13 protein-coding genes are annotated in these 12,611 nt (G+C 43.2%); 12 read left to right on the top strand and 1 reads right to left on the bottom strand.

The features are described 5' to 3' along the window. The first annotated feature begins 324 nt into the window (after nt 1–324). The 12 genes from lspA to BMZ22_RS07230 all read left to right on the top strand — a co-directional run bounded on the left by lspA (nt 325) and on the right by BMZ22_RS07230 (nt 10,724). Nucleotides 325–819, top strand: coding sequence for a signal peptidase II (lspA, locus tag BMZ22_RS07285; RefSeq protein WP_090083684.1), 495 nt, complete (start codon nt 325–327; stop codon nt 817–819). Next, nucleotides 788–1,690: an RluA family pseudouridine synthase gene (locus BMZ22_RS07280; protein WP_090083682.1), complete on the top strand. Its 903-nt coding sequence runs from the start codon at nt 788–790 to the stop codon at nt 1,688–1,690. The genes lspA and BMZ22_RS07280 overlap by 32 nt, the downstream gene beginning before the upstream one ends. A 172-nt stretch (nt 1,691–1,862) precedes the next feature. Next, complete coding sequence (gene pyrR, locus BMZ22_RS07275) at nt 1,863–2,405, top strand: bifunctional pyr operon transcriptional regulator/uracil phosphoribosyltransferase PyrR (protein WP_090083983.1); 543 nt, start codon at nt 1,863–1,865, stop codon at nt 2,403–2,405. Nucleotides 2,406–2,563: 158 nt separating this feature from the next. Further along, the gene (locus BMZ22_RS07270) at nt 2,564–3,952 is read left to right on the top strand and encodes a uracil-xanthine permease family protein (RefSeq protein ID WP_090083681.1); all 1,389 of its coding nucleotides are present in this window, start codon (nt 2,564–2,566) and stop codon (nt 3,950–3,952) included. Nucleotides 3,953–3,985: 33 nt separating this feature from the next. Next, nucleotides 3,986–4,906, top strand: a complete 921-nt coding sequence (locus BMZ22_RS07265) for an aspartate carbamoyltransferase catalytic subunit (protein WP_090083679.1) — start codon at nt 3,986–3,988, stop codon at nt 4,904–4,906. Beyond that, on the top strand, nt 4,866–6,167 hold the full coding sequence (locus BMZ22_RS07260; RefSeq protein WP_090083678.1) for a dihydroorotase: 1,302 nt from the start codon (nt 4,866–4,868) through the stop codon (nt 6,165–6,167). The genes BMZ22_RS07265 and BMZ22_RS07260 overlap by 41 nt, the downstream gene beginning before the upstream one ends. Nucleotides 6,168–6,272: 105 nt before the next feature. After that, nucleotides 6,273–7,025: a dihydroorotate dehydrogenase electron transfer subunit gene (locus BMZ22_RS07255; RefSeq protein ID WP_090083676.1), complete on the top strand. Its 753-nt coding sequence runs from the start codon at nt 6,273–6,275 to the stop codon at nt 7,023–7,025. Continuing rightward, nucleotides 7,022–7,933: a dihydroorotate dehydrogenase gene (locus tag BMZ22_RS07250; protein ID WP_090083675.1), complete on the top strand. Its 912-nt coding sequence runs from the start codon at nt 7,022–7,024 to the stop codon at nt 7,931–7,933. The genes BMZ22_RS07255 and BMZ22_RS07250 overlap by 4 nt, the downstream gene beginning before the upstream one ends. Continuing rightward, entirely contained in the window at nt 7,933–8,649 is a 717-nt protein-coding gene (gene pyrF, locus BMZ22_RS07245) for an orotidine-5'-phosphate decarboxylase (protein ID WP_090083673.1), read from the top strand. Before BMZ22_RS07250 ends, pyrF begins: the two co-directional genes overlap by 1 nt. Further along, nucleotides 8,633–9,247, top strand: coding sequence for an orotate phosphoribosyltransferase (gene pyrE, locus BMZ22_RS07240; protein ID WP_090083671.1), 615 nt, complete (start codon nt 8,633–8,635; stop codon nt 9,245–9,247). The genes pyrF and pyrE overlap by 17 nt, the downstream gene beginning before the upstream one ends. Nucleotides 9,248–9,370: 123 nt before the next feature. Then, entirely contained in the window at nt 9,371–10,231 is an 861-nt protein-coding gene (locus BMZ22_RS07235; protein WP_090083670.1) for a LysR family transcriptional regulator, read from the top strand. A 61-nt stretch (nt 10,232–10,292) separates the two neighbouring features. Continuing rightward, the gene (locus BMZ22_RS07230) at nt 10,293–10,724 is read left to right on the top strand and encodes an organic hydroperoxide resistance protein (protein WP_090083668.1); all 432 of its coding nucleotides are present in this window, start codon (nt 10,293–10,295) and stop codon (nt 10,722–10,724) included. A gap of 93 nt (nt 10,725–10,817) precedes the next feature. On the opposite strand, the gene BMZ22_RS07225 is transcribed toward BMZ22_RS07230, so the two are convergent. After that, nucleotides 10,818–12,524 (bottom strand): Rqc2 family fibronectin-binding protein, encoded by a 1,707-nt coding sequence (locus BMZ22_RS07225; RefSeq protein WP_090083667.1) that lies wholly within the window; start codon nt 12,522–12,524, stop codon nt 10,818–10,820. Nucleotides 12,525–12,611 lie beyond the last annotated feature (87 nt).

Here is a 12,611-nt window from a genome sequence, read left to right as displayed (position 1 = left end):
TTTACAGAGTTAATCAGATATGAGATTAACACACTCACACCAGCAGCTGGAATATGCGAGACTCCTGTGGGACAGGCAGGCTAAGTTCGCGACGTCCTGTCGCAACGCCTGCACTAGCACGTCCTGTGCGTCGGAGCAAAGAGACCCCACAGTGAGCGGTCTTTGCGAGCGAGGAGGCTCGTGGTGAGCCCACGGAAAGCGAGTATATTCCAGCTGCGTCGCTCGAGAGGCTAATTAATTTTCACTGTGTCGCAGTTTACATCAATTGTGAAAATAGACACTTTTTCTGTAGCAATAAGGGTTAAGATAAACGGAGGAAATGGTATGTTTTTATATTACATATTAGCAATTGTAGTGATTGCAATTGACCAGCTGTCCAAATGGCTTATTGCCAGTACAATGGAAATTGGTCAACAAATAACAATTATAGGGAATTTTTTCGCGTTAACATCACATCGTAACAGCGGAGCAGCCTGGGGCATACTGCAAGGGCAAATGGGATTTTTTTATATTATTACGATAATTGTCGTTGCTGGTCTCGTGTATTACATGCAAAAATACGCGCGTGACAACCAATTGCTGGCAATAGCTCTGAGCCTTATACTTGGCGGGGCAATAGGGAATTTTATAGACAGACTGTTCAGGAAAGAAGTGGTTGATTTTTTTGATTTTGTTATTTTTGGATATGACTTTCCCATATTCAATATAGCCGATTCAGCCTTATCCATAGGGGTTATTTTAGTGATCATTATAACCATCATCGATGAAAGAAAGGAAAAGCTTAAACATGACTCAACAGCACAAAGTAACCGAAATTGAGCAAAATATGCGCATCGATAAATTGCTGGCTCTGAAGGTCGCCGATGTTTCACGTTCTGAGATTCAAACGTGGATTGCTGATTCATATGTCTATGTGAATGGTAAACAAGTAAAAGCAAATTATAAATGTCAAAAAGGTGATGACATCAAATGGAAAAAGCCTGAACAGTCCGCATTAAGAATAGAAGCGGAGAATATTCCACTTTCAATTGTTTATGAGGATGAAGATCTTTTAGTTGTTAACAAGCCAAGAGGAATGGTTGTTCATCCATCTGCAGGTCATCAGCATGGTACTCTCGTGAACGCTTTGCTTTATCACTGCGAAAGTTTGTCCCAAATTAATGGCGACCATCGGCCTGGCATTGTTCACCGAATTGATAAAGATACAAGCGGGCTGCTGGTAGTTGCCAAAAATGATAAAGCCCATACGGTTCTTGCTGGTCAATTGTCCGAAAAGTCCATCGAGCGGCGCTATGAGACGATCGTCCACGGTGTTATTGAACATGAAACAGGTCTGATTGATGCACCGATTGGCAGAGATCCAAACGACCGGAAGAAAATGGGAGTCACCGACAATGGTAAACCTGCTGTCACTCATTTCCGGGTTTTAAAACGTTTTGCTGAATTTACGCATGTGGAATGTAAGCTGGAAACGGGCCGAACGCATCAGATTCGCGTTCACATGAAGTATATTGCGTTTCCGATCGCAGGCGATCCAAAATACGGCAGACGGAAAACATTGGATATTGGCGGGCAGGCATTACACGCGAAATCAATTGCTTTTAGGCATCCCGCAACAAATGAAACAATGCAATTTGAAGTTGAACCACCCTCTTATTTTAAAAATCTCCTGGCACAACTTGAAAAATGAATTGACAGCTGATTGAAAATCTGACATAATTAACTGAAATGAATAGAGATCCTTTAAAATAGTCCAGAGAGGCTAAGAAGGTAACGGAATGACGATTAATATGATTGTCGTATGTTCAAATTCCTTTTTCCCTCTGTGGCAAAAGGGATTTTTTACTATCAGGGGTGATAAGGTGAAGAAAAAAACGGTTCTGCTGGATGATGCAGCAATGGGACGAGCAATAACAAGGATAGCTCATGAAATCGTCGAAAAAAACAAAGGTGGTGAGGATCTTGTTCTCATAGGCATCAAAACAAGAGGCATTCCACTGACCAAACGCCTACAGGAAAAAATCAGTCAGATAGAAGGCATCTCAATACCAACTGGCGAATTGGATATCACCTTATATCGCGATGATCTGGAAAAGGTTACAACTGATGAAGATCCAGAAATAAAGGGGTCATCTATCAATGTCGACTTGAAGAAAAAGAAGGTTGTTTTGATTGATGATGTGCTCTACACAGGCAGAACAGTACGCGCAGCAATGGATGCTGTCATGGATATTGGCAGACCATCCCAGATTCAGCTGGGTGTCCTTGTTGATAGAGGCCACCGGGAACTGCCGATACGAGCGGATTATGTTGGCAAGAACATTCCGACGTCTGAAGAGGAAATTGTTGTTGTTCATTTGCAGGAGTCAGATGACGAAGAAGAAGTAAGCTTATATGAAAAATGAATAAACGGACCTTTAATTAAATCCGGAGAGGTTTGAAAGGTCGCTTTAGGAATTCGTGTTTTGTATGGCAAGAGACACGTGTACCTCTTTGCGGCTTTTCGCAAAGAGGTTTTTTTATGGTTATGGTGCACTAATAAAAAAATTGGAGGCAGATCGAAATGGATAAACACGAAATGGTATTGGACGTACAAGAAAAACCGAAGCTGCAAAAATGGATTGTACTAAGCTTGCAGCATTTATTTGCAATGTTTGGTGCTACAATTTTAGTCCCGTTTCTGACCGGATTATCACCTGCTGTCGCATTGATCTCCAGTGGTCTTGGAACACTGTCTTATCTATTGATTACAAAAGGTAAAATTCCTGCTTATCTAGGTTCAAGTTTCGCATTTATTGCGCCGATTATCGGAGCCAGTTCGGCTGGGGGACCCGCCGGAGCGATGGTAGGTACATTTTTGGCCGGGGTTGTGTATGGTGTTGTTGCTTTGCTAATCCGATTTTTAGGTCTGAATTGGCTCATGCGTATCTTACCTCCGATCGTGGTCGGTCCTGTAATTATGGTTATCGGGCTTGGTCTTGCTTCAACAGCAATCGACATGGCCATGTATGTGCCTGGTCTTGATGAAGATGTTTACAGTGGCACACACTTCAGTGTTGCGTTATTCACATTGGCGGTGACGGTTATCGCATCGATCTTCTTCAAAGGATTATTTAGCTTGATCCCCATCTTGATCGGTATCGTTTCAGGCTATGTGTTTGCTCTTTTCCAAGGAGTGGTGGATACATCAGGAATAAAAGCAGAATGGGCTTCAATCATTTCAGCTGGTTCGGTTGGTGAATTTTTTACCGCAATCTTTAAATCACCTGACTTTGTTGTACCATTTGTTCACTACTCGCCGGTTGAAATTTTAAGCGGTGAAATCGTCTTGTTAATGGTGCCTGTTGCGCTTGTCACGATTGCTGAACATATCGGTGACCAAATGGTTTTATCAAAAGTCGTCGGACGAAACTTCCTTAAACAGCCAGGACTGCATCGGTCAATTCTCGGCGACGGGGCAGCAACCATGATTGCATCTTTTCTCGGAGGGCCACCGAATACTACCTACGGGGAAAACATCGGTGTACTTTCGATTACCCGAGTATTCAGCGTGTTTGTAATCGGGGGTGCCGCTATCATAGCAATCTGTTTCGGTTTTGTCGGTGTTATCACAGCTGCGATAAGCTCGATTCCATCTGCAGTTATGGGCGGCGTATCAATTCTGCTGTTCGGTATCATTGCTTCTAACGGGCTGCGCATGTTAATTGATAACCAAATCGACTTAAGTGATAAACGAAACCTTGTTATATCATCTGTCATTCTCGTGATTGGTGTTGGGGGCGCTTTTATTCAGGTTACCGACAACTTGCAAATTGCAGGGATGGCATTATCGGCTATCATCGGCGTGTTGTTAAATCTTGTCCTGCCCGGCAAGGAAAGCGGTTATGGCAATGGAGCGATGTTTGAAGACAGTGAGGTTCAGAAAAGCAAGAAACGCAGTGACGTAGCTTAGATCGATAGCTGAATTTAAGGAGGATGATAAACGATGCATCATTTCATATCAACGCGTGAACTTTCTTTTGCTTCAATTTATCGTATTCTAGAGACAGCGCAGGCTTTGCAAACTAAACAAACGCGAACGATACAACATGGTTGGTTTGCTGCCAATCTGTTTTTTGAACCAAGTACACGAACAAAAACAAGTTTTCAAGTTGCCGAGAGAAAATTAGGAATGGATGCACTGGATTTCCATATGGAGAGTTCGAGCGTGGCTAAAGGTGAATCACTTTATGATACCGCACGGACCTATGAAGCGATTGGTGCTGACCTGTTAGTAGTACGGCATGCTTCTGACCATTGGTATGACGAATTGGCCGGAATTTCGATCCCGATCATCAACGCAGGCGCAGGTAAAGGGGAGCATCCGACCCAAGCCATTCTCGATCTATTAACAATCTATCAGGAGTTTGGTTCGTTTAATGATTTGACCGTCGTCATAGCAGGTGACATCAAGCATAGCCGAGTGGCTCGTTCCAATGCCTATGCTTTGCTTACCCTTGGAGCAAACGTTTTTTTTGCGGCAACCCCCGGATTTGAAGATTATTCATTTGATGTGCCATATATATCGATGGATGAAGCTGTCGAAATGTGTGATGTGCTGATGATGCTAAGGGTTCAGCATGAACGTCATAAGTCAACGTATCAAACGAAATCATACCTTCATGATTACGGCCTTACAATGGAACGTGAACGAAAAATGCAGGATCATGCCATCGTGTTGCACCCGGCACCTGTTAACCGGGGAGTGGAAATTGATACAAGGCTTGTAGAGTGCAAACGATCACGGATTTTCCGGCAAATGGAAAATGGGGTGTATGCACGAATGGCTATTTTATTAAGCTTGTTAAACGGAAAGGATGCTGTTTATGAAAATTTTACTAAAGAACGCCAGACGATTGCTACATGACACTCAAACGAAGGATTGTGACATTTTAATCGATAAAGGAACAATCAGTAAAATAGCGGCCGAAATAAACGAAGATGCTGATCAGCGAATCGATTGTAAAAATTATATGGTGTTTCCGGGTTTTATCGATGTTCACGTTCATTTGCGTGAACCGGGTGGAGAACATAAAGAGACGATTAAAACGGGATCAGAATCGGCTGCACGGGGCGGGTTTACAACGATATGTGCCATGCCAAATACAAATCCTGTACCGGATAATACTGAGGCACTCCAAGAATTGAAAAACAAAATTGATGCAGATGCATGTGTGCGTGTCCTGCCATATGCGTCAATTACAAAAGGTTTAAAAGGTAACGAGCTAACTGATATTTCGCGCCTTGTTGACGATGGTATATTTGCTTTTACCGATGACGGCGTGGGCATTCAGACGGCTGATCTCATGTTCCGGGCGATGCAGAAAGCAGCGGCTCAAAATAAGCCGGTAGTGGCACATTGCGAAGATAATTCACTTGTGTATGAGGGCGTTCTCCATAATGGCGAGGTGAGTGAGCGGCTTGGACTGCCCGGAATCCCTTCTATCAGTGAATCGGTACAGATTGCACGGGATGTGCTGCTGGCTGAAGCGGCCGGTTGTCACTATCACGTCTGTCATGTAAGTACAAAAGAGTCCGTAAGAATTATCCGTAATGCAAAAAAAGCAGGCATTCATGTAACGGCCGAAGTAACACCTCATCACTTATTGTTGTATGAAGAAGCAGTCCGGGACGATAATGCTGATTTTAAAATGAACCCGCCGTTGCGCAGTAAAGCAGACCAGCAGGCGTTAATCGATGGTCTTCTGGACGGTACAATCGATTTTATCGCAACAGATCATGCACCACATGCAGCAGAAGAAAAAGCAGCAGGTTTTGGGCAGGCACCGTTTGGCATTGTTGGACTGGAGACTGCATTTCCATTGTTATATACATATTTGGTCAAAACGAATAAGGCGACTTTGAAAGAATTAATCGATTGGATAACTGTAAAACCGGCCAACGCTTTTCAATTGCCTTATGGCGTGTTGCACGAAGGTGCCGTAGCAGACTTGACGGTTGTAGATTTGAATAAAAGTGCCCGTGTTGATAAAGCGACGTTTTTATCAAAAGGGAGAAACACACCTTTTCACGGTTGGGAAGTGGAAGGTATTCCTGTGTTAACACTTTCGGAAGGAAAAGTGGTTTATCAGAACACCAATGAAGATAATGCCATAACTACTAATTGATATTTATTTTTAAAAACGTATAAGGAGGCATCATCATATGCTTAAGCGTCTGCTTACAGCTACGTACAATGCACAGCCGATGATCGATAAACAGGCGGTTTTAATATGAAAAAGTGTACCGATATGCTGGTGAAATCAGTGCATGAAATTGCTTTGGAAACGGTTGAAATGACATTAGCGGATGCCTTTATCACCAAAGAGGCTGCGCCTGGTCAATTTTTGCATCTGCTGGTGGATGGTCATTCTCTCCGCAGACCGATTTCCATCACAGATATCGATCGCAATAATGAGACGGTGACCATTTTATTTAAAAAGACAGGTGAAGGGACCAGACGCTTAGCATCCTTGCAGCCCGGTTCAACAGTAAATGCCATCGGACCGGCGGGTAACGGGTTCTCATATGATTCATCAATCAGAACTGCACTCTTGATTGGCGGCGGCATCGGCATCCCACCTTTATATTGTTTGGGGAGAGAACTCCTGCAAAACGGCATTAATGTCAAAGCTGTGCTCGGCTTTCAGACAAAGCAACATGTTTTTTACGAAGAAAAGTTTAAAATGCTTGGAGGCACATATGTCGTAACCGATGACGGCAGTTACGGGCATAAGGGCTTTGTGACGGACGGGCTGGACTTCGCAGGACATTTTGATCATTATTATTCCTGCGGGCCGATTCCAATGCTTCGTGCAGTAACGAATGAGCTGACTTACCGGCCGGGGTCTATTTCACTTGAAGAACGTTTGGGATGCGGTATTGGTGCTTGCTTTGCCTGTGTCATTCAAACAGATAATGCAGGTGGCTACCGGAAGATATGCTCTGACGGCCCGGTTTTTGCAGCAGGTGAGGTGGTATTATGACATGTCTATCTGTTGAGTTGCCCGGTTTAAATTTGAATAATCCTGTCATGCCTGCTTCAGGATGTTTTGGGTTTGGTCGGGAATACAGTGAATTTTATGCTCTGAATAAGCTTGGAGCAGTCATCATGAAAGCCGCGACAGGCGGTGAACGCTATGGAAATCAGACACCCCGGGTCGCTGAAACACCGTCAGGCATGCTGAATGCCATTGGACTCCAAAATCCAGGCGTAGATGCGATCATAGCAAATGAGGTGCCTTTCCTTGAGGAACAAGATGTACCGGTTATTGCCAATATAGCTGGAAGTACAGTTGAAGAGTATGACGCGGTAGCTTCTGCCTTCAACAACGTACTATCAGTGAAAGCATTGGAATTGAATATTTCGTGCCCGAACGTGAAAGAAGGGGGCATCCAATTCGGAACCGATCCACGCATGGCGGCTGAAGTAACCAAAAAGGTTAAAGCGGCCAGCAGACTCCCGGTCTATGTCAAGCTCTCACCCAATACATCTAATATTGTCGAGATGGCAAAGGCGGTGGAAGCAGCAGGCGCTGACGGCTTGTCAATGATAAATACGATAACCGGAATGCAACTTAATCTGACAACGATGCGCCCTGTACTGGCCAATAATACGGGCGGGCTGTCGGGAAACGCCATTAAACCGATTGCCATCCGAATGATTTATGAAGTGAAGCAGCATGTTTCCATTCCTATTATCGGAATGGGGGGCATTTCAAACGCTGAAGATGTATTGGAATTTTTACTTGCAGGAGCCAGTGCTGTTGCAGTCGGCACCGCCAACTTTCATAATCCGTATGCGTGTCCTGAAATTATTGAAAACTTGCCGGACATTTTGCAGCAATACGGATTTGCTTCGGTTAAGGATGCTGTCGGGAAGGGGCATGATTAATGAAGGGAAGCGTATTTCTGGCACTGGATTTTCCGGTGTTGGAGCAAGCAAAGGATTTTATTGAACAGAATGAATTACAGGGTGTGCCTGTCAAAGTAGGTATGGAATTATTTTACCGCGAAGGCCTGCCATTAATAGATTGGTTGAAGCGTAACAATCATGAAATTTTTCTTGACCTTAAACTTCATGACATTCAGACAACTGTTAAAAGAGCTATGAAAAATCTTGCCGTGCTCGGCGTTGATATGGTTAATGTCCACGCGCTTGGCGGCAGTGATATGATAAAGGCAGCTCGTGAGGGGTTAGCGGCTGGTTCAGCAGCTGGGCATAATCCTAAATTGATTGCTGTAACCATTCTGACTTCCATGGAGAATCACGTTATGAACAATGAACTGGGTTTACAGGGGAGTATACAAAATAATACCGTTCACTTATCGAACCTCGCCTATGAAAGTGGGGCTGATGGTGTTGTCTGTGCTGTTCATGAAGCCGGAGCAATCAAAAAAGTTTGCGGTCCATCATTCTTGACAGTTACACCCGGCATTCGTTTATTAAACGCTGCAGGCGATGATCAAAAAAGAATCGCCACCCCCGCCGTTGCCCGAAAGAACGGATCAGATATTCTGGTTGTTGGGCGGACTGTTACGAATGCTCAGAATCCAAAAATTGCATATGAAGAAGTAAAAAAGGAGTGGTCGCATGGGGAAAAGTCGTGACATAGCTAAAGAACTGCTTGATATAAAGGCTGTGCAAATCAGCCCTGCTGATTATTTCACCTGGACTTCCGGGATTAAATCACCTATTTACTGTGACAATCGGCTGACGATGTCGGACCCAGGTGTGCGTACTAAAATTGCAGACGCGTTTATTGAGCAAATTGAACAGCTGGGGTGGATGCCTGATGTTATTGCCGGGTGTGCAACGGCGGGTATTCCGCATGCTGCCTGGCTGGCTGGAAAACTTAATTTGCCACTGGTCTATGTGCGATCGAAGCCAAAAGGCCACGGGAAAGAAAACCAGATTGAAGGCAGGGTTGAAGCAGGTCAAAAAGTGGTGGTTATTGAAGATTTGATATCAACTGGCGGTTCTTCGATTGAAGCTGCTAATGTGTTAAAACAGGAGGATGCAAATGTACTTGGCGTGCTAGCTATTTTTACATATGGTCTTAGAGTAGCTGAACAGCGGTTTTGTGAAGCACAATTAGCGTACCGGACAATTACTGATTATAACGAAGTTCTGGCATTGTTAGCCGATGATGGAATGATCAGCAGAGAGGTGCAAAAAGATTTGGCAGAATGGCGTCATAATGTTTAACATATCATACTTTAGGGATGCACCGTAAAATTGGACCGCATGATTACATTAGATGCAATAAGTTAAAAATACCCTTATAATAAAATTAAATAACCATCACTTATCAAAATGAGGTATTGACTTATGAAAATAGAGGACTATGAATTACTTTTGAAATTAAAGGAAGTCGGAACAATTCGCGGTACGGCCAAAGCGATCTTAATTTCGCAGCCTGCTGTAACCCAGCGTCTGAAATATATTGAAGAATATTTCGGCCATCCAATATTTATCCGGACATCAAAAAGTTTGGTGCTCACTCCTGCAGGGGAGCTGATCCTGGATCATGCGAGCAACGTTATTAAGAAAGAAAAGACGATTAAAAATACGCTTGCCCAATCCAGTGGAGAAGTCCAAGGATCTTTATCGATAGCGTGTTCATCTCTGGTGAGTCAGCGATTTTTGCCTTTAATACTCGGTGATTATACAAGTGCCTATCCAAAAGTAGCAATAGATCTTGTGACGGGTATCAGTGAAGATATTAAGCGCGAGCATAAAAATTATCATGTATGTATCATACGCGGTGAGAGATTGAAAGAAACAGTAAGTGAATTATTGTTTGAGGATCCGCTATATATGTTTGATACAGAGCCATTTCCTGAAAATCAATTGAAGGAACGACCATTAATTTCGTTCAAGAGTGATGATAGTATGCACGAGTTGGTGGATAATTGGCTTTACCACCACCAGGAAGCGATTCAGCCGATAAAAATGTTGCATGTTGACCAGATTGAGACGTGCAAACAATTTATGCAGCAGGGACTCGGTATGGCTGTTCTCCCAAAAAGTGTTTCGCATGGCTTGATGGACGATTACCCGCACATAGCGCTTCAGCTGGACGGAAAGCCTGTTACCCGCGATACATGGGTGTGTTATCAGGAAGGTGTGCGCAAGTTACCGCAAGTTGACCAATTTTTATCCTCACTTCTGAGTAGAGAATTTCTTTAAATGTTTAACATTCTTTAAAGAAAGGAACATGTCTGTACCGTTAATTAAGGAGTGATTACACATGAGTGAAGTTATTTTCACATCTAAAGCAACCGCGAAAAACGGCCGTGACGGCCATGTTAAGTCGTCTGACGGCATAATTGATTTAGAACTGGTTAATCCGGCGGAAAATAACGATGATAAAGGTTCCAATCCGGAGCAATTGTTTGCTGCGGCATACTCAGGATGTTTTGATAGTGCGGTAAACCTTGTGGCATCACAACAAAATAAAAAAATTGATTCGGAAACAACAGCTGAGGTAAGTCTTATAAAGGATCCGGAAGATGACGGATTTAAAATTGGCGTGACGTTGAACGTCAAAATTGACGGTCTCAATCCGGAAGAAGCCGAAGAAATTGTCCAGTCTGCTCACCAGGTGTGCCCCTATTCCAAGGCCACACGCGGCAATATAGAAGTGAATCTTAATGCTAAGCCATCAGATGAACCCAGCTAATGTAACAATTGGCAGTAAATTGGATAGCAACCGTATATAGACCGTGAACGTTTTCCCCTCTGAGCGAAAAAAGACGGATGATCTGCAATTTGATCATCCGTCTTTTAATTTTTCAGTTAAATCTTTTTCAGGTGTCACAAATAATGTTTTTTGGTTATCGTAAGTGACAAAACCGGGTTTTGCACCATTAGGCTTTTTAACGTGCCTGATTGTGGTGTAATCCACCGGAACCGATGAAGATTGATGCGATTTGCTGAATAACGCAGCTAATTGTGCTGCTTCAACCAAGGTCTCCTCGCTGGGATTTTGCGCTCGGATTATAACATGTGAACCTGGAATGTCCTTCGTATGGAGCCAGACATCATCACGATTTGCGAGCTTCATCGTGACATATTCGTTTTGCTTATTATTTTTGCCTACCAGGATTGGGGTGCCGTCTGAAGACAGAAATTTTTCAGGTTGCGGCTTTGTCGGCTTCTTTTTATTTTTGCCTTGTTTTTGTTTTTTAAGATAGCCTTGCTCTCTTAATTCCTCGCGAATTTCCTCAATATCAGACTCCCGTGCTGTATCAATTTGCTGCAGCAATTGTTCAAGATAGTTAACCTCACGGTTCGTTTTCTTAATTTCCTGTTGAACTTTTTCATTGGATGTTTTTAGCTTTTGATACGTTTTAAAGAAAGCCTGTGCATTTTCGCTTGGGCTTTTATTCGGGTTCAGTTCAATCGTAATTTCATTTTGCCCGGGATCATAATAATCAATTACCGTCGCAGTGTCGTCACCGTGGTTTACCTGATGAATATTAGCTGTTAAGAGTTCACCGAGCCGCTGGTATTTTACCGCGTTCTTTGCCTTTTGAAGTGTTTTGTCATGTTTCTTCAGCTTGCGTTCATTTTTTTCTTTTTCGTTTTTAATAAATTGATAGAGGTCCTTGGCTTGCTGTTTGATCCGGTCGCGTTCGGCTTTCCCTGAATAAAAGGCATCAAGCATTTGATTTGTTGCCGTAAATACTTCCGTTCGTCCGCCTGTGTGGGTGATCGGAAGTACATGAAAATCTTCTCTGCCATTTCGATAAATACTCGGGGAAAAACGACGCTCTTTCAACAGTGTCTGTAATTCAGAAAACTTTTCCTGGTACGTTTCAATTGAACCTAACTTAGACCGGTAAACGATCTCTTTAGCGAGAAAAGGTGAGAACCCTACCAGTATATTAACAATTTGCTGGGCCAATTTGCCGGTGTTAAAGTCCAGCTTCTGTATAAATGCATTACTGTCAATTTCAAGCGGATTACGTTTGTTCTGGCTTGGCGGAAGTTTATAAACATGCCCCGGCAACACGGTCCGATAGCGATTTTGTGCTGGAGAAACGTGTTTCAGACTATCCAGGATATGTTCTTTTTCCCCGTCGATCAGCATCACATTACTATGTTTGCCCATCAATTCAATAATTAGCTTTTTAGTTGTGATATCCCCGATTTCATTACGGGATTGGACTGAAAACGTAACGATTCTTTCCATGCCATACTGTTCGATTGAATCAATGACAGCGCCTGACAGGTGTTTTCTAAGAAGCATACAAAACATCGGTGGTTGCTTTGGATTTTTATAGTTGTCGTCTGTTAGATGCATCCGTGCGTACACAGGATGTATTGATAACAGAAGCGAATGGTTGTGTCCGTGGCTTCGTATTGTAAAAACCAGTTCCGTGTCTGTCGGCTGGTGAATTTTTGCAATCTTACCCGGGGTAATTTTTTCATTAAGCTCCTGTATGACCGCCCGGGTCACAATTCCGTCAAATGGCATATAATCACTTCTCCTCTAAAAAGCGGCACATCTCCGATTATTCAATTCTGCAATACAGTAAAAAAGCATTATTCATGTTTAACGTCA

Source organism: Lentibacillus persicus (genome assembly GCF_900112705.1).
Classification (GTDB): Bacteria; Bacillota; Bacilli; order Bacillales; family Amphibacillaceae; genus Lentibacillus; species Lentibacillus persicus.
This window is presented reverse-complemented; position numbering and strand designations above follow the sequence as displayed.